This window comes from Mesorhizobium erdmanii USDA 3471, assembly GCF_000472705.1.
Lineage (GTDB): Bacteria > Pseudomonadota > Alphaproteobacteria > Rhizobiales > Rhizobiaceae > Mesorhizobium > Mesorhizobium erdmanii.
On the sequence record NZ_AXAE01000013.1, the window covers coordinates 295367 to 316419 of the forward strand.

Sequence of the window (21053 nt, forward strand, 5' to 3'; positions counted from 1 at the left end):
CTATACAAGCGGCATCTAGACAACAGGTTTTCATGAGCGACCAGACCGAGAACACCAACGGCGCAGAAGCCGAATACGGCGCTGATTCCATCAAGGTTTTGAAGGGGTTGGATGCTGTTCGTAAACGCCCTGGCATGTATATCGGCGACACCGACGACGGTTCGGGCCTGCATCACATGGTCTATGAGGTGGTCGACAACGCCATCGACGAGGCGCTGGCCGGCCATGCCGACCTGGTTTCGGTGACGCTCAATCCGGACGGATCGGTCACCGTGATTGACAATGGCCGTGGCATTCCGACCGATATTCACCCCAGCGAGGGTATCTCGGCGGCCGAAGTGATCATGACGCAGCTGCATGCCGGCGGCAAATTCGACCAGAACTCCTACAAGGTGTCGGGCGGCCTGCACGGCGTCGGCGTCTCGGTGGTCAACGCCCTGTCGGCTTGGCTGAAGCTCAAGATCCGCCGCAACGGCCAGATCTTCGAGATGAGCTTCACGCATGGCAATGCCGACGCGCCGCTGAAGGCGACAGGCAGCTACGAGCAGAACAAGCAGCCTGGCACCAATGAGGGCCGCAGCGGCAGCGAGATCACCTTCTTTCCGTCGGCCGAGACCTTCACAATGGTCGAGTTCGACTTCGGCACGCTGGAACACCGACTGCGCGAGCTCGCCTTCCTCAATTCCGGCGTGCGCATCGTCCTGACCGATGCCCGCCACGCCGACATCGTGCGCCATGAGCTGCACTATGATGGCGGTCTCGAGGAGTTCGTCAAATATCTCGACCGGGTCAAGAAACCGCTGATCGAGAAGCCGATTGCCATCCGGGCCGAGCGCGACGGTATCACCGTCGAAGTGGCTATGTGGTGGAACGACAGCTACCACGAGAACGTGCTGGCCTTCACCAACAACATCCCGCAGCGCGATGGCGGCACCCATCTGGCCGGCTTCCGTGGCGCGCTGACCCGCCAGATCACCGGCTATGGCGAGTCCTCGGGGCTGACCAAAAAGGAAAAGGTCTCGCTGATCGGCGACGATTGCCGCGAAGGGCTGACAGCCGTGCTTTCGGTCAAGGTCCCCGACCCGAAATTCTCCTCTCAGACCAAGGACAAGCTGGTTTCCTCGGAAGTCCGCCCGGTCGTCGAGGGACTGGTCAACGAGGCGCTCGGCACCTGGCTGGAGGAGCATCCCGCCGAAGGCAAGGTGGTGGTCGACAAGGTGATCCAAGCCGCGGCGGCGCGCGAAGCCGCGCGCAAGGCCCGCGACATCACGCGCAAGACCTCGCTTGGCGTCACGTCGCTGCCCGGCAAGCTGGCCGACTGCCAAGAGCGCGACCCGGCAAAATCGGAAATCTTCATCGTCGAGGGTGACTCGGCCGGCGGCTCGGCCAAGGGCGGCCGCTCGCGCCAGAACCAGGCCATCCTGCCGCTGCGCGGCAAGATCCTCAATGTCGAGCGGGCCCGCTTCGACCGCATGCTCTCTTCCGACATGATCGGCACGCTGATCACCGCGCTCGGCACCTCGATCGGCAAGGACGAGTTCAACGCCGACAAGCTGCGCTACCACAAGATCATCCTGATGACCGACGCCGACGTCGACGGCGCCCATATCAGAACCTTGCTGCTCACCTTCTTCTTCCGGCAGATGCCGGAGCTGATCGAGCGCGGCCATCTCTACATTGCCCAGCCGCCGCTGTACAAAGTGACGCGCGGCAAGAGCTCGCAATACATCAAGAATGAGAGCGCCTTCGAGGAGTTCCTGATCGATTCAGGGCTGGAGGAGGCTTCCCTTACGCTGGGTTCAGGCGAAGTGCGGGTCGGACAGGATCTGCACGGTGCCGTTGCCGATGCGCTGGCCGTTCGCCAGCTCATCAACGGCCTGCACACGCGCTACAACCGCAACGTCGTCGAGCAGGCCGCCATCGCCGGCGGGCTCAATCCGGAAGTCTTCGGTGATCTTGGCCGCGCCAACGCCATGGCGGAACGGATCGCACAGCGCCTCGACATCATCGCCGAGGACACCGAGCGCGGCTGGACCGGCCGCATGTCGACCTCGAACGACGGCAGCGGTGGCTATGTCTTCGAACGCACCGTGCGTAGCGTCAAGGAGTACGCCCATCTCGACATGGGGCTGATCAATTCGGCCGATGCCCGCCAGCTCGACCGCTATTCACAGCGCCTGAGCGAGGTCTACGGCACGCCGCCGGTGCTGCGCCGCAAGGATGTGTCCGAAACCGTCTCGGGGCCGATGGCGCTGCTCAATGCGGTCTTTGCCACCGGCCGCAAGGGCCTGACCATGCAGCGCTACAAGGGTCTCGGCGAGATGAATGCCGAGCAGCTTTGGGAAACCACGCTCGACCCGAACGTGCGGTCGCTGCTGCAGGTCAAGGTCAACGACGCGACCGATGCCGACTCGCTGTTCTCCCGGTTGATGGGCGACGAGGTCGAGCCCCGGCGCGAATTCATCCAGGACAACGCGCTGTCGGTCGCCAATCTGGATATTTGACCTAACGCCAAAATCGGCGCTCCGCGGCGCGCCGATTTGTTCCATCGCCGGCAAACAAAATCATTTTATAGCGCGCCGGAACGGAAGTCCCCGCGGGACATTGTGGCAATATCGATCACAATTTCTCACAAGGAGACATCCATGGGACGCGGCATTTTGCTCTGGTTGCTCGGCATTCCGATTCCGATCATCATTCTGATCATGCTGTTCGTACGATAGGGGGCTTCAAATGCAGTCCACCCTATCGGCTGTCGACGTATCCGCTTCAACGGAATCCTCCGCCACCGCCGTCAGCTGGGGGCCGATTATTGCCGGCGCCTTCGCGGCCTCGACGCTGACGTTCATCCTCATGCTGCTCGGCTCCGGGCTTGGGCTCAGCATGGTATCGCCATGGTCGGGTTCGGGCGCGTCGGTCACCACTTTCGCGGTGTCGACAGCCATCTGGCTGGTCATCGTGCAATGGCTGTCCTCCGGCGTCGGCGGCTACCTTGCCGGACGCCTGCGCACCAAATGGGTCGGCATTCACACCGACGAGGTCTATTTCCGCGACACCGCGCACGGTTTCCTCGCCTGGGCACTGGCAACTTTGCTTGTCGTCGGCGTGCTTGGCTCGGCGTTATCCGCAGCAATCGGTTCAGGCGTGCAGGCGGTTTCCACCGTCGCCTCGGGCGCCGCCATGGGCGCCTCGGCTGGGACCACTGCCAATGCCGGAAACGCACCGGCTGACAATGCGACCTCCTATCTTGTGGATTCGCTGTTCCGTCCGGCCGATCCGGCCAAGCTCGCCGCTGCCAATCCAGACGGCGACGCGGCCGCAGTCGGCCAAGCCTCGCGCATCCTGGTCGCCGGTGCCGCGGCCGGCGAGATTTCGGCTGACGACAAGACCTATCTGTCGCAACTGGTCGCCGCCCGCACCGGTCTGTCCGAGGCCGACGCCAAGGCGCGTGTCGATGCAATGGTCGCCAAGGTCGAGGACGCCAAGGTCAAGGCCAAGCAGGCTGCCGACACCGCCCGGAAAGGCAGCGCGACCTTTGCCTTGCTCGGCGCCTTGTCGCTGGCCATCGGTGCTTTCATCGCCAGTGCGGCGGCTGCCCTCGGCGGCCGGCAGCGCGACGAAGAGGAAGCGGTCTTCCTGACCAGCCGCTGAACACGGCACGCTCGCGAAAATGAAAGAGCCCGGTTTCAAAGCCGGGCTCTTTGCTATTCAGGCCTATCGGCCGGATCAGTGATCCATGGCCTTGACGATTTCCTCGGTCATCTTCTTGGCGTCGCCGAGCAGCATCATGGTACCGTCCTTGTAGAACAGCGTGTTGTCGATGCCCGCATAGCCGGAGCCGAGCGAGCGCTTGACGAACAGGCAGGTGCGGGCCTTGTCGACGTCGAGGATCGGCATGCCGTAGATGGGCGAGGACTTGTCGTCGCGCGCGGACGGGTTGGTGACGTCGTTGGCGCCGATGACATAGGCGACGTCGGCCTGCGCGAATTCGGAGTTGATGTCCTCGAGCTCGAACACTTCGTCATAGGGCACGTTGGCTTCGGCGAGCAGCACGTTCATGTGGCCAGGCATGCGGCCGGCCACCGGATGGATGGCGTATTTGACGTCGACGCCATTGGCCTTGAGCTTGTCGGCCATTTCGCGCAGCGCGTGCTGCGCCTGGGCGACCGCCATGCCGTAGCCAGGCACGATGATGACCTTCTGCGCGTTCATCATCAGATAGGCGGCGTCGTCGGCAGAACCCTGCTTGACCGTGCGCTCGATGCCGTCATCAGCGGCAGTGGCGGTCTCACCGCCGAAGCCGCCGAGGATGACCGAGATGAAGCTTCGGTTCATGCCCTTGCACATGATGTAGGACAGGATCGCGCCGGACGAGCCGACCAGCGCGCCGGTGATGATCAGCGCCAGATTGCCGAGCGTGAAGCCAAGCGCTGCCGCAGCCCAGCCGGAATAGGAATTCAGCATCGAGACGACGACCGGCATGTCGGCGCCGCCGATCGGGATGATCAGAAGGACACCGAGCACCAGCGAGGCGGCGACGATCAGCCAGAAGACGAGCTTGGCTTCGGTGGTGACCAGAAGCACGATCAGCACCACCAGCGCGATGCCGAGGGCGGCGTTGATGAGGTGTCGACCGCCGATCATGATCGGCTTGCCCGACATGCGGCCGTCGAGCTTCAGGAAGGCGATGACCGAACCGGTGAAGGTGATGGCGCCGATGGCGACGCCGAGGCTCATTTCGATCAGAGCTTCGGCGTGAATGTCGCCCGCCGTGCCGATCTTGAAGCTTTCCGGCGCATACATGGCGGCGGCCGCCACCATGACGGCGGCAAAGCCGACGAGCGAGTGAAAGGCGGCGACCAGTTGCGGCATCGAGGTCATGGCGATGCGGCGCGCGGTGACGGCGCCAATACCGCCGCCTATAGCCAACCCCAGCACGATCAGGCCAAAACGGCCGGCCGAGGGAGCCAAGGGCAGAGCCAGTGCCAGCGTCGTGACAATAGCGATCGCCATCCCGACCATGCCGTAGAGATTGCCGCGGCGGCTGGTGGTGGGATGCGAGAGTCCGCGCAGCGCCAAGATGAACAGGATGCCGGAGACCAGATAGAGGAAGGAAGCGAGATTGACGGTCACGTCACTTGTCCTTCTTCTTGTACATGGCCAGCATCCGCTGGGTGACGAGGAAGCCGCCGAAGATGTTGACCGAGACCAACACCAGCGCGATGAAGCCGAAGCCGGCGGCGAGCCCGGAGGCAGCAATGCCGACGGCAAGCAGCGCGCCGACGACGATGACCGAGGAAATGGCATTGGTGACGGCCATCAGCGGCGTGTGCAAAGCGGGGGTCACCGACCAGACGACATAATAGCCGACGAAGATCGCCAGCACGAAGATGGCGAACTGGAAAACGAAGGGGTCGACAGCGCCGCCCGAGAGTGCGTGTGCCGCGTCCGCGCCGCCTGGAGCATTGGCCAGGTTCTGCACTGCCAGCCTGACGGCCGCACTTGCCTGGTCGAGCTGGTCGAGGGCTTTCTGCAGGGTCTGGTCCATCACGCGGTCCCTTTCGGCTTGGACGAGGACGACTTGGATGCGGCAGCTCTCTTGGACGCAGCTTTCTTGGGGGCGACCGAGGCGTCGGCCACCATCGTCGTGGCCGGGATGGCGGCCGGCTCGACATAGGGCTGCTCGGCCGCCTTGGCGAAAGCAGGGTGCACGACCTTGCCAGCGTCGGTCAGCATCGTCGCCTTGACCAGATCGTCATCGCGGTTGATGGCGAGCGTCTTGGTGGTCTTGTCGACCAGCGTCTCGAGGAAAGCGAACAGGTTCTTGGCGTAAAGCAGCGAGGCGGATGCGGCGACGCGGCCCGGTACGTTGAGATGGCCGACGATCTTGACGTTGTTGGCGGTGGTGACGACCTTGCCGGCCTCCGCGCCCTCGACATTACCGCCGCGCTCGACGGCGAGATCGACGAGCACCGAGCCCGGCTTCATCGAGGCGACCATGGCCGCCGACACCAGCTTGGGCGCCGGCCGGCCGGGGATCAGCGCCGTGGTGATGACGATGTCCTGCTTGGCGATGTGCTCGGCGGTAAGCGCTGCCTGCTTGGCCTGATATTCCTTCGACATTTCCTTGGCGTAGCCGCCGGCGGTTTCGGCGGCCTTGAACTCGTCGTCCTCGACGGCCAGGAATTTTGCGCCGAGCGAGGCGACCTGTTCCTTGGCGGCGGGGCGCACGTCGGTGGCGGTGACGACCGCGCCGAGCCGGCGGGCCGTGGCGATCGCCTGCAAGCCGGCGACGCCGACGCCCATGATGAAGACCTTGGCCGCCGGCACCGTGCCAGCCGCCGTCATCATCATCGGCAGCGCGCGGTCATATTCCGAGGCGCCGTCGATCACTGCCTGGTAGCCGGCAAGGTTTGCCTGTGAGGAAAGCACATCCATCGATTGCGCGCGGGTGATGCGCGGCATGAATTCCATGGAAAAGGCGGTGACACCGGCCTTGGCCAAGGCCGCGACCGCCGCATCGTTGCCGTAGGGGTCCATGATGGCGATCACAGCCGCGCCGGATTTGTAGCTCTTCAGCTCGGCATCGCTCGGCCGGCGAACCTTCAGCACGACATCGGCCTTGGCGACATCGCCGGCCTTGCCTATTGCGGCACCCGCCTTGGCGAACTCTTCGTCTGGGATGCGCGACCTTGTGCCGGCGCCGGTTTCGACAACCACGTCGAAGCCCAGCCCCGCCAGCCGCTTGACCGTATCGGGCGAGGCCGCGACACGCGGCTCGTTTGCATCGAGCTCACGAGGAATGAAAACCGTCTGTCCCACCGCATGATCCTTTCGGCTGGAACCTGTCTGCGCAAAGTGTCGGCCGGAAGCTCCGGCGACGTCAATGGCAACGGGGTTTTGGAAGGTCTATCGCAGAATGAAGGCGCCGACGGCCAGAATCAGGACGAACAGGATGGTCGCCGAGAAGAAACCGCCCGCGAAAAAGCCGAATGCCATCGCCAGAAGCAGCGCGCCGCAGAAAAGCGATCCGTACTTGGCCAGCGCGAGAAAGCCCGCATAGGTGCGGTCATGCTCGGCATAGTCCATCTTCGCGCCCAGTTCGACAGGACCGGTCGACGAGTGATCAGCCATAGGAATACCCCTTCGAAGACATCTTTCAGGCACATACCGAAAAGCAGGCCCGAGAGCAATGGCGCTATTGCCGCATCGGGACCGACAACTGCCTCAAGGGAATATTGAAACTGCGGGGGAATAATGAAACTGCGGCCTATCCCGGCGCGGGACAGCCTCTCCGCGCCAGGCTCGCTCGATGGCCTTTAGCCGGCGAGGTGCGGAAAAAGGCCGAGCAGTCCCACGACGATCAGATAGAGCGCGACGATGTAGTTCAGCAGCCGTGGCATGATGAGGATCAGCACGCCGGCGATCAGCGAGATAAGCGGCGTCAGCGCAAGCTGGGAAATATGCATGTCCGGTTCCTTCTGGCAGACTCGCCTGGATGGCAAAGATCGAGCGGCGGCGCGCCGCCGTCATCAGAACGCGTATCTGGCCGGAAGGCTCCAGACGCCTTGCGAAAATCGGGTGCGCCTTGAGCGTTCACTGTTCCATGGAAACGGCGAGCCGCTCTAACCTGTTGTTTCTACGCAATTCCCAGGGGGAAGCACCATGCGCTTTACCCGGGAAAACCGCTCGCACTTTTCCTGGAATTGCTCTAGGCGGCGTCGCGATAATATTTCGCCGTCGGCACGATGGACAAGGGTGTCAATCGGTTGATGGCCGGATTGCCGAACATCAGCCGCTGCTCCGTCGGCGTCGACCTGAAGAAGGGGAACCGCTGGAGCGTCAGGCGCATATTCTCGCCGGCAGGGATTTCGAACAGGGCGATCCGGGTGAGAACGCCGGGGAATTCCTTGGCCTCGGTCCTCTGCACGGCGTTGAAATAACGCGAATAGAAATTGGAGTGCTCGACCTTGACTGGTGTAAGCACCGAGTTCTGGCCAAAATAGAGCGAGGCCACCATGGCAAGCCTGAGCGTCAGGAACGGCAGCACTCCGGGCGCCGGCGCGCCGTCGGGATCGGTCGCAAACCGGGTTCCATCGATAAAGGTTTCTCCGCGGGCAAGTCGCTCGACCAGGATTTCCGGATAGGCATCGACGGAGGGTGAATTCGGGTGCTCCCGAGAAATGTAATGGAAGCGGAGCGTGCTGACCAACTCCCCATAGAAATAGACGCCGAACCGGTAGGAGTTGGGCAGATTGTCCCAACGATCCTCGAACATCCCACTGGCGATTGGGCCGCACATGCCTGAGCGCAGATAGGATTTGTAGCGAAGTCGGTAAATCGCCTCCAGATCCTCGCCTCCGGTGATGAGGCGGTAATCAACATGCTCGAGCAGCTGCATCATCGATCGATTCAGCACCGAATCCCCGGCTGCTCTGGCCGCGCCAGAGGCATTCCTTGCAGCATCCATCGTCAGTCCTCGAAATTCCGCCTATGAATAGGCTATTCGAGCTGAAATGAGACACAAGCTGAAACTTGGATTGTGTTGATTTACCTTCCGTTAACCTTAACAGCCGAGCGCCATTTGAGGCTATGGCGCTTGCATCCGCAAGTTCTCGCACCCCGTCGTAGCCTCTTGTTATGATTGGAAAGCTTGAGCGGGCCGGATGCCGGCGATGCCATCTGTCGGGCTCGGCCTCACGCACAGCCCCTTGCCGGTCACCGACGCAACGTTGCGCTTCGTCCGGAAGATGAAATGCCTCTGGCCGGGCGACGGAACCACCATGAAGCAATTCCGCACGAAACCCGATACAAACTTTCCGGAATTGCTCTAGCCGGCTGTCCGTTTGCCGGAACTGGCCGTGCGTTTGCCGGTGAGACGCAGGTCCGCGGCAAATGGCCAGGTGACATTAGACATCGTCTCGATACCCGACGCGCTGAGCGCGGCACCGAAGAGGAAACCTTGCACGAGATCCGGTTTAACCTGCAAGGCCAGGATCTTGAGCTGTTCGAAGGTCTCGACGCCTTCCACGGTCACCGAAAGCCCAAGCGGCCGCGACAGGCTGACAATGCCCTTGAGCAGTTCCAGGGAACGGCTGTTCTGGGTGACGTCCATCAGGAACGAGCGATCGATCTTGATCTTGTCGAGCGGCAGCTTGTGGAGGTAGCTCAGGCTCGAATAGCCGGTGCCGAAATCGTCGAGCGCGATGCGCACGCCGAGCTGCTTCAGTTCCTCGATATATTGGCGCGTCAGCGATTTGTCGTCGAGCAGCGCCGTTTCGGTGACCTCGATCTCCAGCCGGCCGGCTGCAAGGCCGGAATTCACCAGCGCATCGCGAACCTTCTGGATGACGTCCCGGCTGCGGAAATCCTTGGCCGAGAGGTTGACCGAGACGCTGGTCTGATCCGGCCATTTGGCGCATTCGGTGCAGGCTGCCTGCAGTACGAAGGTGCTGATTTCGGAAATGATGCCCATTTCCTCGGCCAGGGGAATGAAAATGCCCGGCGAAATCGGTCCGAGATCGGGATGGTCCCAGCGGCACAGCGCCTCGCAGCTGGCGATGCGCATCGTGCTCATCGCCACGATCGGCTGATAGACGACCCGCAGGCTCTGGCTTTCCACCGCGCTGCGCAGATCCGCCTTCATCAGCTGACGGTTGCGGAACGCGGCGTCCATTGCCGCCTCGAACAGCCGCCAACCGTTCTTGCCAAGCTCCTTGGCCTTGTAAAGCGCCAGATCAGCCTTGACGATCATGGCGTCGACATCGCTGTCGCCGACCCGTGCCAACACCGCGCCACCACTGGTCTGGATGCGCAGCCCATGGCCGGCGACATCCACCTCGCCCTGCAATGCCGCGAAGATCTCGTCGATCTGCAGCGTGAGGTGGCTCTCATCCTCGATGCGGTCGAAGAAGACCATGAACTCGTCGCCGCCAAAGCGGCTGACGGTGATGCCGTGCCCGGCGACAGCGGCAAGACGCTCGGCGACCGCGTAGATCAACCCGTCGCCAACCGGATGGCCGAGCGTGTCGTTGACGCTCTTGAAATCGTCGAGGTCGAGCACGGCCAGGCCACAGAGACGGTCGCGGTCGCCTGACGCCATCGCCTCGCCGACCAGTTCATGGAAGTAGGCACGGTTGGGCAGGCCGGTGAGATTGTCGTAACGCGCCATGAAGCGGATCTTCTCTTCCGCCTCGACGCGCGCCGTCACGTCCTCGAAGGTGATGACACCGAGTTCCTGGCTGCCTTCGCGGGCCGAGAACTCATAATGCTGGCCGTTGGCCAGCGAGACCAGAACCTTGCGGTCGCGGCCCTCGCGCAAGGCCCGTGTCAGCTGGGCCTCGATGTAGCGGCAGTCCTTCGGCGCCAGCATACCGCCGGCAACGCCGCGCATCAGCAAACCATGGATCGACCGCCCGAGCAGAGCGTTCGCGGATTTGAGCGACATCAGGTGGGCCGCTTCGGCATTGGCCACCGCCACCCGACCGTTGGGGCCAAGCATGACAAGGCCGTGCGACATGGTGTTGAGGGCGCGATCGAACCTGAGCGCGAGCTTCCTCGCTTCCTTGTGGCCGATGACCGCCGAGAACAGCACGTCGCGGACGTGATCGGCGCTGTTGATGGTGACGAACGTAAGCGGGATGATCATCAACCCGAGAATGAGCGAGGGGACATCCATGCGCATAATGAGTGCAAGTGCCGCCGGACCAATGAAGGTCACGGAGAAAATCCGCACCATGAGCGGCGAGCCGTAGTTCCGGCCGACCACCGTGACCAGGGTTGCCAGGGCCAGCGACGTCGCCGCCAGTTCGGCAAACGGGTCGGGATAGACATAGATCGAAATGAAACACAGCGCGCCCAAGCCGAGGCCCTGCAAGCTGCCTTTGAGGATATAGGTGCGCTCCCACCGCCACGCCTCTTCGACATTGGCTATGACGCCGCCCGCCTTGCGGAAACTTCGAATGCCGGAGTAGCGGAAAAGGCTGATGAACAGCAGAACAAAAGAAAAACCCAGGAACAAAGGGTTCTGCGTACGCAACCAGATCATGAATCCGAGGATCCAGTAGCATACACCACCGATCACCAGCATGTGGGCGTTGTCGAACAACGACCGCACAAACTGGATATAAACATCCGCCGGGATGTTTTCGGTCTTTGTTCTGCCCATGTCGTCGGCCCAACGCTAGGCCTTGTCATGGCACACCCGCCTTAAGAAAGGCTTAGAACAGTGGCTCTGGCTCGGTTGCGGGCGCGCGCAAACGCAGGACGGACCGGGAAATCAAGCTTCAGGTAAACAAGGCGTATCCATCATTCGGCGGCCTGAAGTTCTGCCCGCGTCGGCGTGCTTGACAGGCGCGCGAGCAGCCTTTTGCGCTCACCCGCGGCCTTTTGCGCGCTTGCCTGCCGGACATGGCCATAACCACGAATGAGCGCAGGCACCGATACCAGAGCGACGGCCGCCTCGGCCTTATCAGGCGCCAGCGACCTGGCGACGAGCTCGAGATCGGCTTCATACTGGGCCAAAAGCTGCCGTTCCATGCGCCGTTCGGCGGTATAGCCGAACAGGTCGAAAACGGTGCCACGCAGGCCCTTCAGCGCCGCCAGCAGGCGGAAACCCTTCATCATCCACGGGCCGAAGCTCGATTTCCGAGGGCTGCCGTCATTGCCGCGACGTCCCATGATCGGCGGGGCGAGATGGAATTCAAGCTTCTCGTAGCTCTGGAACTGCTTGCCAAGCTCGGCGGCGAAGGAGCCGTCGGTGTAGAGCCGGGCCACCTCATACTCGTCCTTGATCGCCATCAGCTTGAACAGGTTCCGGGCCGCGGCTTCAGTCACGGCGGTCGAGCCGGGCACTGCGTTGGCCTCCGCGGCGCGCAGCAGCGCCAGCCTGTCGGCATAGCGCTTGCCGTAGGCCGCGTTCTGGTAAGCGGTCAGGAAGGCGACACGGCGGGCAATGATCTCGTCCAGCGTCTGCGCGGCCGGGGCGGTTTGTCCCGCCTTGCCCGGCTGGGCGACGAGGCCGCGCACGAAATCCGGCTGGTGCGCCGCGCGGCGGCCCCAGCGGAAGGCGGCGATGTTCATCGCCACCGCTTCGCCGTTGAGCTCGATCGCCCTTTCTACGGCCTCGGCCGACAGCGGCAAGCCGCCATGCTGGAAGGCAAAGCCGAGCATGAACATGTTGGCGCCGAGCGAATTGCCGAAGAGCGCGGTGGCGGTGCGGGTGGCGTCGAAGAAGTGGGCCTTGTCGTCGCCCGCGGCGCTCCGGATTGCCTTCTTCAGTCGTTCGACCGGCAAGGAGAAGTCCGCCGAGCGGGCAAACTCTCCGGGCATGATCTCGGCCGTGTTGGCGAGAAAGATCGTATGGCCCTCGCGTACCGCCGTCAGCACCTTCTTGGCGCCAGACACGACGAGGTCGCAGCCGAGCACGAGATCGGCCTTCCCCGCCGAAACGCGGATGGCATGTATGTCGTCCGGCGTGCGGGCAATGCGAACATGGGTGAACACCGAGCCGCCCTTCTGGGCAAGGCCGGCCATGTCGATCATGCCGCAGCCCTTGTCCTCGAGATGGGCCGCCATGCCGAGCACGGCGCCGACGGTGACGACGCCGGTGCCGCCGACGCCATCGATGATCGCCGCCCAGCCCTCGGCACCCAGCGGGAATTCGGCTGGCGTCGGCACGCCGTCGAGTGGATCGGTCTTGCCGGCAAGGCCTTCGGCCTTGCGGATCTTGGCGCCGTGCACGGTGACGAAGGACGGACAGAAGCCGTTGACGCAGGAGAAATCCTTGTTGCAACTCGATTGGTCGATCTTGCGCTTGCGACCGAATTCGGTCTCGACCGGCTGGATCGAGACGCAGTTCGACTGCACACCACAATCGCCGCAACCTTCGCAGACCAGCTCGTTGATGAAGACGCGCTTGTCGGGATCGGGAAAAGTTCCGCGCTTGCGGCGCCGGCGTTTTTCGGCGGCGCAGGTCTGGTCGTAGAGCAGGATCGAGACGCCCTTGACGTCGCGCAGCTCACGCTGGACGAGATCGAGGTCGTCGCGGTGATGGATGGTCGCGCCGGCCGGGAATTCAGCCTTGCCGGCGTATTTCCCCGGCTCGTCGGTGACGATGGCGATGCGGTCGACGCCCTCGGCCCGCACCTGCCTGGCGATCATGTCCACCGTCAGGCCACCCTCATGCGGCTGGCCGCCGGTCATGGCCACCGCATCGTTGTAGAGGATCTTGTAGGTGATGTTGGCGTCGCTCGACAAAGCGAAGCGGATCGCCAGCGTACCGGAATGGTTGTAGGTGCCGTCGCCGAGATTCTGGAAGATGTGGCCGCGCTTCGAGAACGGCGCCTGGCCGACCCATTGCGCGCCCTCGCCGCCCATCGCCGTGAAGCCGAGCGTGTTGCGGTCCATCCACAGCGCCATGAAATGGCAGCCGATGCCGGCCGCGGCTATCGAACCATCCGGCACCTTGGTCGATGAATTGTGCGGGCAGCCCGAGCAGAAGAACGGTGTGCGCGAACCGATGTCGGTGGCTTCATTGAGCATCGCCTGGAACTGGCGCAGCTTGCCCACCCGCGCAGAGATCTCCTCCGACGGGCCGATGGTCTTGACGATCTTCTCGCCAAGGGCAATGGCGATCTCGTTGGGGTCCAGCGCACCCTTGGCCGGAAACAGCCAGTCGCCGCGCTCGTCCTTCTTGCCGACGATGGCCGGCTGCATGGCAGTGCCGTAGAGGCTCTCTCGCAGTTGCACCTCGATCAGCGACCGCTTTTCCTCGACGACGACGATGGTGTCGAGGCCGCGAGCAAAGTCGGCGATGTGTTGCAGGTCAAGCGGCCAGGGGCAGCCAACCTTGAACAGCCGCACGCCGATACGGTTGGCGGCGGCCTCGTCGATGCCGATATCCTCCAGCGCCTGGCGGACATCGAGATAGCTCTTGCCCAGCGTGATAATGCCGAGCTTCGGGTCGCGGCCGCCCGAATAGACGATATGATTCAACCCGTTGGCATGGATGAAAGCGGACGCTGCGGCACGCTTGTATTCATGCAGCCGCTCCTCCTGGCCCAGCATGTCGATCTCGTGGCGGATGTTGAGGCCGCCCGGCGGCATGTCGAACTCCGGCACGACGATGTTGAGCCGTTCGAGCGCGGCATCGACCGAGGCCGTCGATTCGATGTTGTCCTTGACGCATTTGATCGCCGCCCAGGTGCCGGCGAAACGCGACATGGCAAAGCCATACAGGCCGTAGTCGATGATCTCCTGGACGCCGGCCGGATTGAGAATCGGCACCATGGTGTCGACGAACAAGAATTCGGTGGCGTGCGCATTGGTCGAAGATTCGGCCATATGGTCGTCGCCCATCAGCGCAAGCACGCCGCCGTGCCTGGATGAGCCGGCGAGATTGGCGTGGCGGAAGACGTCGCCGGAACGGTCGACGCCCGGACCCTTGCCGTACCAGACGGAAAAGACGCCATCATGGGTCCCCTCGCCCAACAGTTCCGTCTGCTGCGACCCCCAGGAGGCGGTGGCGGCCAGTTCCTCGTTCAAGCCGGGCTGGAAGACGATATCGGCGCCGGCGAGCTGCTTTTTCGCCTTCCACAGCTGCATGTCGAGGCCGCCGAGCGGCGAGCCCCGATAGCCGGAGACGAAGCCGGCTGTGTTCAAACCAGCGCGCCGGTCGCGCTCGCGCTGCATCAGGAGCATGCGGATGACCGCCTGCGCGCCAGACAGGAAGATGCGCTCCTTTCCAAGGTCGAACTTGTCGTCGAGCGCGACGTCATGCAGCGTCATCAGGCATTTCCTCTGCGAAGGCCGAGTGGGGGGAAGCGGCCAACGTCGGGATCGGATGACGCATCCTTTCTTCCCTTGCAAGGCAGGTCAAACAAAATCGCAGGGGCCAGGCAACGCGCAACAAACAGTCCTGTGGGCGCGGGACGATGCATGAAACCGCGCGGCGACAGGGCGACGGCGCACGAAAATTCCGGCCGGGATCGATGCGGTCGGAAGGTATCAGCCGGCTTTCGAGCAGTCCGGCTTCGGTTCGCCCGGCAGCTTGCCGTCGGGATGGCCGGCGAGGTCGGGATTGGCCGTATAAAGCTGGTCCATGACCAGCGGCCGGTCGGGCAGGATCGACTGGTCTTCCGTCGACATCAACGTGGTGTCGATCTTCTGCAGGATCGTGCCGTCGGCGCCCTTGATGCTGATGGCGATGGCATAGGGCTTGTTCTTGACGATGCAGGTCAGCGCCGGGCTCTCCAGGCTCACCTTGTCGAGCTTCGGCCAGACTTTTTGCTCGACCACCAACGGCGCGCCGCCGGCAGGGTTCTGGAAGCTGGCGACCGCGACCTGGCCCTCGCCCATCGGCTGCAAGGGCCGCAACGTCACGACATAGGTCGCCCGGGCGAGACGGTAGTTGAAGACGAATATCTTGCCGGAAACCTCGAACAGCTTGCCCTCGCCGCCGGTATCGCGGCAGGCGCCAAGGGTCGCCGCGGCAATCAAGATGGCGCTGGCAACGAGAGCGCGTGAAAATCCTTTAGGCATCCTTGACCTCATGGGCCGCCATTTGGCGGCGGCGATAGTGACGGCTGGCCTTCTGCCGGTTGCCGCACACCGCCATGTCGCACCAAAGACGGCAGGAATTGCGGCTTCTGTCGACAAACAGCCAAGTGCAGTTGGGGCAGATCCTGAGCCTTGCGAGGGTGTCTTCGCGCAGCAGCGAAAGGGCTGAGACCGCCAGCGCCGCCTCGAAGGCAATCGGCGTCACCGGATCCCCGAACGGCCTGCCCGGCACGCCGATCTCGGTCCGGCAGCCGGCCAGGCCCTCGGCACAGGCGCGCAGGAAATCGGGCAGGTCGGCGGTGGCGACCGCGCCATTCGACACCGTGCCGCGAAACAGCCGGTCGGTGGTCTCGCGGATCGCCAGCACGATGGGGGCGATTGCCGCCGGCGACGATACGGTCAGCCGCCTGTCGCCAAGCTCGCCGGCGCGAAAGCCGCTCGCCGCATCGGCGAAGCGGGCGATTTCGGCCGGATCGTCGAATCGGTCGAACGTCCTCTCCGGATCACCGCGCAGCACGACGGTGTTCGCCGTGTCGAGCGCGAGCAGGCCACCGGTGAAACGGTGTGGGGTCCAGGCAACTGTCATCGCTGAAATCTAACCGATAAATCGCATTTGACAAGTTAGATTCGACGATGCAAACCTCCGATGGGCAGGGTATCGTCGCCTTTGTCTTGGGCATTCCGCCGCCCCAAATCTCTGCGCGGTTTGGGCGAGATGCTTCTGGTGGTGTCGAGCATGCTCTATTTCTTCCAGCAGGTGCTGAACGGGCTGCATTCGGGCGCGCTCTATGCGCTGCTCGCCTTCGGCTACGTGCTGACCAACGGCATCCTGCATCGCACCAACCTTGCGTATGGCGCGCTGTTTGCCTTTTGCGGCCAGGTCATGATCCTGAGCGTCGCCTTCGGCTATCAGGTGCTGTGGCTGACGCTGTTGGCTTCGGTGCTGTTCGGCGTCGTCGCGGCATTCCTCTATGCCGCCCTGATCAGCCATGTGTTGTCGCGCAGCGTCTTCGAGCCTTTGGCCGACCGTACGCCCAATGCCATCGTGGTGACGACGCTCGGCATTCTCATCGTCTTGTCGGAATCAAGCCGCATTGCCGCCGATACGCATGACCTGTGGCTGCCGCCGATGCTTGCCCAGCCGATCGTCTTCGCCGAAGGAGCCGGCTTCAAGGCGACGCTGACGCTGATCCAGGTGCTCGACTGCGCGGTGGTGCTGGCGGCGGTCGCACTCGCCACATGGGTATTTGCCCTCTCCAACTTCGGACGGTGCTGGCGCGCGGTCTCCGACGACCCACGCGCCGCCGCCCTGTGCGGCGTCGACGTGCGCCGCGTCTTTCGGCATGCCGTGCTGCTCGGCGGTTTGTGCGCCGCGCTGGCTGGCGTCATGGCCAGCCTCTACTATGGCAATGTCAGCTTCGGTTCCGGTCTCGTTTATGGCCTGAAAATCCTGTTCGTGACGTCGGTCGGCGGCTATCTCTCACCGCCACGGGCAGCGCTCGGCGCCGCCGCGTTCGGCATGGCCGAATCACTGTGGGCCGGCTATTTCCCGCTCGAATGGCGCGATGCGTGGATGTATCTATTCCTGGTGGCCATTCTGATCCTGATCGGCGCCGGCCGCGACACCGGCAAGGTCGTCTGACCCATCAGACTTTGGTTGCATGACGTCGGGGCAGACCGCCCTTGTCCGGCCCTCGGTTTCATCTGATGCCGTTTGTCGCTTCCATGCTTGTTGACCCGTCAGTCCACGCGCGGCATACCGTTGGACCAAGCGGCGTGACGGAATGAGGGGGAGCCCGGCACGCCTCCGATACAAGGGAGGACTGCATGGAAGGGCCGCTCGCTCTGTCGCGGGGCATCGACCGCCTCAACGAATTCATCGGCAAATCGGTATCCTGGCTGATCCTGCTGGCGATCCTGGTCAGTGCGGCCAACGCCGTCATCCGCAAGATCTTCGACACCTCGTCCAATGCATGGCTGGAGTTACAGTGGTATCTGTTCGGCGCCGCCTTCATGCTGGCCGCCGCCTATACGCTGAAGCAGAACGAGCATATCCGCATCGACATCGTCTACGGCCTGTTTTCACGGCGCGTTCAGCACTGGATCGACCTCTTCGGCCACGTCTTCTTCCTGATGCCGTTCGTGACGCTGATGGTGATCTATTTCGTCCCCTACGTATCGCTGTCGTTCCACAGCGGCGAGATGTCGACCAATGCCGGCGGCCTCATCGTCTGGCCGGCCAAAGCCATACTGCTGGTCGGCTTTTTCCTGCTGGCGCTGCAGGGCATTTCCGAAATCATCAAGAAGATCGCCATCATGCGCGGCGTCATGGACGATCCCAACCCCTTCATTTCCGTGCACGAACAGGCCGAGCTCGAAGCCAAGGCGCTGGCCGACGAGGTGCGCCCGTGATGGAATTCATCGCCCTGAACATGGCACCGATCATGTTCGCCTCGCTGATCCTGTTCATGCTGATCGGCTATCCCGTGGCGTTTTCGCTCGCCGCCAACGGCCTGCTGTTCTTCTGCATCGGCGTGTTTTTGACACCCTATTCGGGCGGCGCCATCAACCTCGCATGGCCGCTGCTCTATGCGCTGCCGGACAATTTCTATGGCAGCCGGGTGATGTCGAACGACACGCTGCTGGCCATCCCGTTCTTCACCTTCATGGGCATCGTGCTCGAACGATCGGGCATGGCCGAAGACCTGCTCGACACGATCGGCCAGCTATTCGGACCGATCCGCGGCGGCCTCGCCTATGCGGTGATCTTCGTCGGCGCCTTGCTGGCGGCGACCACCGGCGTGGTGGCGGCATCGGTCATCGCCATGGGGCTGATCTCGCTGCCTATCATGCTGCGCTATGGTTATGACCGCCGGCTGGCGTCCGGCGTCATCGCCGCCTCCGGCACGCTTGCCCAGATCATTCCGCCCTCGCTGGTGCTGATCGTGCTGGCAGACCAGCTCGGCCGCTCGGTTGGCGACATGTATGCCGGCGCGCTGGTTCCCGGCCTGGTGCTGACGGGGCTCTACGCGCTTTACATCCTCATCGTTTCTATCTTCCGGCCGAAGATGGTGCCGGCGCTGCCGCTGGAAGCGCGCACGCTCGGCCATGGCGTGATTTCGCTGCTGGTGGCGCTGGCCGTGGCAATCGCCATCTCCTATGCGGCGTACCGCTATCTGGCACCGGCGCATGGCGACAATGCCGACATTCTGGGCGCCTGCGTCGGCGTGATCCTGATCTATGTCGTGGCCATCGCCGACAGGCGTCTGAACATCAACATGATGTCGCGGCTGGCACAGCAGGTGGTCATCGTGCTGATCCCGCCGCTGGCGCTGATCTTCCTGGTGCTCGGCACCATCTTCCTCGGCATCGCCACGCCAACGGAAGGCGGCGCCATGGGCGCAGTCGGCGCGCTGGCCATGGCCGCGGCAAAGGGCCGGCTGTCGCTGGATGTGATCAAGCAGGCACTGGCCTCGACGACGCGGCTGTCGTCCTTCGTGCTGTTCATCCTGATCGGCGCGCGGGTGTTCTCGCTGACCTTCTATGGCGTCAATGGCCAGATCTGGGTCGAACACCTGTTGACCTCGCTGCCGGGCGGCGAAGTCGGCTTCCTGATCGGCGTCAATATGCTGGTGTTCTTCCTGGCCTTCTTCCTCGACTTCTTCGAGTTGGCCTTCATCATCGTGCCGCTGCTGGCGCCGGCGGCCGACAAGCTCGGCATCGACCTGATCTGGTTCGGCGTGCTCCTGGGCGTCAACATGCAGACCAGCTTCATGCATCCGCCTTTCGGTTTCGCGCTGTTCTACCTGCGCTCGGTCGCCGCGCGCGTGCCCTATCTCGACCGCATCACCGGCAAGCAGATCGCACCGGTGACGACCGGTCAGATCTACTGGGGCGCGGTGCCGTTCGTGCTGATCCAGGTGGTGATGATCGGGCTGACCATCACCTTCCCGCAAATGGTGATGCGCTATAAGGGCACGGCGACCGATCCGGGCACGATCGACTACAAGGTGCCGGAAGTGCCAGGCCTGTCGCCGCTTGGCGCGCCATCGGCGAGCGGCACGGGACCGGCCAATGGTGGCACGACACCTGCCCCCGATCTGTCGCAGCCGCCAAGTTTCGGCGACACGCCTCCCGCCAAGCCGGCGGCACCGGCGCCGGACCTGTCGCAGCCGCCGAGCTTCAACTGATAGGAGACAACGCCATGAGAGCGGTGCGGCTGGAGGCGGTGGGCAGCATTAAGCTGCGCGAGGTCGACAAGCCTGTCCCTGGACCGGACGAGCTTCTGGTGCGGATCGAAGCCTGTGGCGTCTGCGGCACCGACCGGCATCTGTTCCATGGCGAATTCCCATGCAGGCCGCCGGTGACGCCGGGACATGAATTCTCGGGCATCATCGAGGCGGTCGGCAATGCCGTGTCCGGCTTTGCCGTCGGCGACCGTGTCACCGGCGATCCCAACATCGCTTGCGGGCGATGCCCGTATTGCCATGCCGGCCGAGTCAATCTGTGCCGCAATCTCAGTGCCATCGGCATCCATCGCGATGGCGGCTTTGCCGACTATGTCGTGCTGCCGCAGAAGCAGGCCTTCGTCCTGCCCGCCGATCTGCCGCCAACGCATGGCGCGTTCTGCGAGCCGCTCGGCTGCTGCCTGCATGGCGTCGACCTTGCCGAGATCAAGCCGGGCAGTTCGGTGATCGTGCTCGGCGGCGGCGTGATAGGCCTGCTCACCGTGCAATTGGCGCGGCTGGCCGGCGCCACGACCATCATCCTGTCGACCAGACAAGCATCGCGGCGCGCGCTTGCCGAGGAGCTCGGCGCCACGGCGACGGTCGATCCCACTGTCGCCGATGTCATCGACGCCATTGCCGGGCCGGCTGGGTTGGCGCCTGGTGGCGCCGACGTGGTATTCGAATGTGCCGGCGTGCGCGAGACCGTCGAGCAGTCGATGCGGCTGGCACGGGCCGGCGGCACAGTCGTCATCGTCGGCGTGACGCCGCAAGGCATGAAGGCGGAATTCGAGCCCTTCGACCTGTTGTTCCGGGAATTGAAGGTGGTCGGCTCGTTCCTCAATCCCTATACGCACCGCCGCGCCGCCGAGTTGATCGCATCGGGCGCGATAGAGATCGAGCGGCTGATCTCCAGGCAGGTTCCGCTAGAAGAGGCGGCTGAGGTGATCGCCAATCCGCCGGCGCCCGGCGAGGTCAAGGTGCTGGTGGTGCCGAGCCGACTCTCAAGTCTCGCAACGTTGGCGACTGGCGAAACCGTCGATGACAACTTGTCCAGCCGATAGATGGGTACCAGTTTGAACCGGATACATGGGTAACAGTTCTCCCCCTTATGATGGGTTCGCCGCCGCGCCAGGCGGTTTGGTTGGTGTGGCGCTTCGGCGAACCAGTTTCATGTGCTTGTGGTCGATGAAGCCGAGCGGATGGGCATAGAAGCGCATCGCCCATTCGCCGTTCTCAGTCTCTTCGATGGCAATCGGCTCGCCTGCC

At 63.4% G+C, this 21053-nt stretch carries 17 protein-coding genes; 7 read left to right on the top strand and 10 right to left on the bottom strand.

Annotation, left to right across the window (positions count from 1 at the left end; genetic code table 11):
* Window positions 1-32 precede the first annotated feature (32 nt).
* Both gyrB and A3AU_RS0110420 read left to right on the top strand, forming a co-directional pair.
* On the top strand, window positions 33-2504 hold the full coding sequence (gene gyrB, locus A3AU_RS0110410; RefSeq protein WP_027052762.1) for a DNA topoisomerase (ATP-hydrolyzing) subunit B: 2472 nt from the start codon (window positions 33-35) through the stop codon (window positions 2502-2504).
* Between the two features lie 229 nt (window positions 2505-2733).
* Complete coding sequence (locus tag A3AU_RS0110420) at window positions 2734-3651, top strand: membrane protein (RefSeq protein WP_027052763.1); 918 nt, start codon at window positions 2734-2736, stop codon at window positions 3649-3651.
* A gap of 75 nt (window positions 3652-3726) precedes the next feature.
* On the opposite strand, the gene A3AU_RS0110425 is transcribed toward A3AU_RS0110420, so the two are convergent.
* The 5 genes from A3AU_RS0110425 to A3AU_RS1000000137740 form a co-directional block, all read right to left on the bottom strand.
* Window positions 3727-5133: an NAD(P)(+) transhydrogenase (Re/Si-specific) subunit beta gene (locus tag A3AU_RS0110425; protein ID WP_027052764.1), complete on the bottom strand. Its 1407-nt coding sequence runs from the start codon at window positions 5131-5133 to the stop codon at window positions 3727-3729.
* A gap of 1 nt (window position 5134) precedes the next feature.
* Entirely contained in the window at window positions 5135-5548 is a 414-nt protein-coding gene (locus A3AU_RS0110430; protein WP_027052765.1) for an NAD(P) transhydrogenase subunit alpha part 2, read from the bottom strand.
* Window positions 5548-6822 carry a Re/Si-specific NAD(P)(+) transhydrogenase subunit alpha gene (locus tag A3AU_RS0110435; RefSeq protein ID WP_027052766.1) on the bottom strand — a complete coding sequence of 425 codons (1275 nt, stop codon included), beginning with the start codon at window positions 6820-6822 and terminating at the stop codon, window positions 5548-5550. The genes A3AU_RS0110430 and A3AU_RS0110435 overlap by 1 nt, the downstream gene beginning before the upstream one ends.
* Window positions 6823-6909: 87 nt before the next feature.
* Window positions 6910-7134: an aa3-type cytochrome c oxidase subunit IV gene (locus tag A3AU_RS0110440; protein WP_027052767.1), complete on the bottom strand. Its 225-nt coding sequence runs from the start codon at window positions 7132-7134 to the stop codon at window positions 6910-6912.
* Window positions 7135-7319: 185 nt separating this feature from the next.
* The gene (locus tag A3AU_RS1000000137740) at window positions 7320-7469 is read right to left on the bottom strand and encodes a DUF3096 domain-containing protein (RefSeq protein ID WP_019862764.1); all 150 of its coding nucleotides are present in this window, start codon (window positions 7467-7469) and stop codon (window positions 7320-7322) included.
* Between A3AU_RS1000000137740 and A3AU_RS1000000138890 the strand changes: the two genes are divergently transcribed.
* The gene (locus A3AU_RS1000000138890) at window positions 7468-7629 is read left to right on the top strand and encodes a hypothetical protein (protein ID WP_154674562.1); all 162 of its coding nucleotides are present in this window, start codon (window positions 7468-7470) and stop codon (window positions 7627-7629) included. The genes A3AU_RS1000000137740 and A3AU_RS1000000138890 overlap by 2 nt on opposite strands.
* 82 nt (window positions 7630-7711) lie before the next feature.
* Here the strand turns inward: A3AU_RS1000000138890 and A3AU_RS0110455 are convergent, their stop codons facing one another.
* From A3AU_RS0110455 to A3AU_RS0110480, 5 genes are all read right to left on the bottom strand, one after another.
* Complete coding sequence (locus A3AU_RS0110455; protein ID WP_244277707.1) at window positions 7712-8404, bottom strand: N-acyl amino acid synthase FeeM domain-containing protein; 693 nt, start codon at window positions 8402-8404, stop codon at window positions 7712-7714.
* 426 nt (window positions 8405-8830) lie between these two features.
* Entirely contained in the window at window positions 8831-11167 is a 2337-nt protein-coding gene (locus tag A3AU_RS0110465) for a putative bifunctional diguanylate cyclase/phosphodiesterase (protein ID WP_027052769.1), read from the bottom strand.
* 140 nt (window positions 11168-11307) lie between these two features.
* Window positions 11308-14787 carry an indolepyruvate ferredoxin oxidoreductase family protein gene (locus tag A3AU_RS0110470; RefSeq protein ID WP_027052770.1) on the bottom strand — a complete coding sequence of 1160 codons (3480 nt, stop codon included), beginning with the start codon at window positions 14785-14787 and terminating at the stop codon, window positions 11308-11310.
* Window positions 14788-15006: 219 nt separating this feature from the next.
* Complete coding sequence (locus A3AU_RS0110475) at window positions 15007-15552, bottom strand: hypothetical protein (RefSeq protein ID WP_027052771.1); 546 nt, start codon at window positions 15550-15552, stop codon at window positions 15007-15009.
* Window positions 15533-16144, bottom strand: coding sequence for a CGNR zinc finger domain-containing protein (locus A3AU_RS0110480; protein WP_027052772.1), 612 nt, complete (start codon window positions 16142-16144; stop codon window positions 15533-15535). Before A3AU_RS0110480 ends, A3AU_RS0110475 begins: the two co-directional genes overlap by 20 nt.
* A gap of 150 nt (window positions 16145-16294) precedes the next feature.
* On the opposite strand from A3AU_RS0110480, the gene A3AU_RS0110485 reads away from it, so the two are divergent.
* The 4 genes from A3AU_RS0110485 (at window position 16295) to A3AU_RS01000000135260 (ending at window position 20848) form a co-directional block, all read left to right on the top strand.
* A complete protein-coding gene (locus A3AU_RS0110485) occupies window positions 16295-17200 on the top strand; it encodes a branched-chain amino acid ABC transporter permease (protein ID WP_027052773.1) in 906 nt (301 codons plus the stop codon).
* 185 nt (window positions 17201-17385) lie between these two features.
* The gene (locus A3AU_RS0110490; RefSeq protein ID WP_027052774.1) at window positions 17386-17970 is read left to right on the top strand and encodes a TRAP transporter small permease subunit; all 585 of its coding nucleotides are present in this window, start codon (window positions 17386-17388) and stop codon (window positions 17968-17970) included.
* Entirely contained in the window at window positions 17970-19748 is a 1779-nt protein-coding gene (locus tag A3AU_RS0110495) for a TRAP transporter large permease (RefSeq protein ID WP_027052775.1), read from the top strand. The genes A3AU_RS0110490 and A3AU_RS0110495 overlap by 1 nt, the downstream gene beginning before the upstream one ends.
* A 14-nt stretch (window positions 19749-19762) precedes the next feature.
* The gene (locus A3AU_RS01000000135260; protein WP_245235454.1) at window positions 19763-20848 is read left to right on the top strand and encodes a zinc-dependent alcohol dehydrogenase family protein; all 1086 of its coding nucleotides are present in this window, start codon (window positions 19763-19765) and stop codon (window positions 20846-20848) included.
* Window positions 20849-21053: the final 205 nt, after the last annotated feature.

Excerpts from the sequence above, each read along its gene's own strand:
- gyrB (WP_027052762.1), top strand. The coding sequence starts at position 33 with ATGAGCGACCAGACCGAGAACACCAACGGCGCAGAAGCCGAATACGGC.
- A3AU_RS0110420 (WP_027052763.1), top strand. The coding sequence starts at position 2,734 with ATGCAGTCCACCCTATCGGCTGTCGACGTATCCGCTTCAACGGAATCC.
- A3AU_RS0110430 (WP_027052765.1), bottom strand. The coding sequence starts at position 5,548 with ATGGACCAGACCCTGCAGAAAGCCCTCGACCAGCTCGACCAGGCAAGT.
- A3AU_RS0110440 (WP_027052767.1), bottom strand. The coding sequence starts at position 7,134 with ATGGCTGATCACTCGTCGACCGGTCCTGTCGAACTGGGCGCGAAGATG.
- A3AU_RS1000000138890 (WP_154674562.1), top strand. The coding sequence starts at position 7,468 with ATGTCCGGTTCCTTCTGGCAGACTCGCCTGGATGGCAAAGATCGAGCG.
- A3AU_RS1000000137740 (WP_019862764.1), bottom strand. The coding sequence starts at position 7,469 with ATGCATATTTCCCAGCTTGCGCTGACGCCGCTTATCTCGCTGATCGCC.
- A3AU_RS0110455 (WP_244277707.1), bottom strand. The coding sequence starts at position 8,404 with ATGATGCAGCTGCTCGAGCATGTTGATTACCGCCTCATCACCGGAGGC.
- A3AU_RS0110465 (WP_027052769.1), bottom strand. The coding sequence starts at position 11,167 with ATGGGCAGAACAAAGACCGAAAACATCCCGGCGGATGTTTATATCCAG.
- A3AU_RS0110470 (WP_027052770.1), bottom strand. The coding sequence starts at position 14,787 with ATGACGCTGCATGACGTCGCGCTCGACGACAAGTTCGACCTTGGAAAG.
- A3AU_RS0110475 (WP_027052771.1), bottom strand. The coding sequence starts at position 15,552 with ATGAGGTCAAGGATGCCTAAAGGATTTTCACGCGCTCTCGTTGCCAGC.
- A3AU_RS0110480 (WP_027052772.1), bottom strand. The coding sequence starts at position 16,144 with ATGACAGTTGCCTGGACCCCACACCGTTTCACCGGTGGCCTGCTCGCG.
- A3AU_RS0110485 (WP_027052773.1), top strand. The coding sequence starts at position 16,295 with ATGCTCTATTTCTTCCAGCAGGTGCTGAACGGGCTGCATTCGGGCGCG.
- A3AU_RS0110490 (WP_027052774.1), top strand. The coding sequence starts at position 17,386 with ATGGAAGGGCCGCTCGCTCTGTCGCGGGGCATCGACCGCCTCAACGAA.
- A3AU_RS0110495 (WP_027052775.1), top strand. The coding sequence starts at position 17,970 with ATGGAATTCATCGCCCTGAACATGGCACCGATCATGTTCGCCTCGCTG.
- A3AU_RS01000000135260 (WP_245235454.1), top strand. The coding sequence starts at position 19,763 with ATGAGAGCGGTGCGGCTGGAGGCGGTGGGCAGCATTAAGCTGCGCGAG.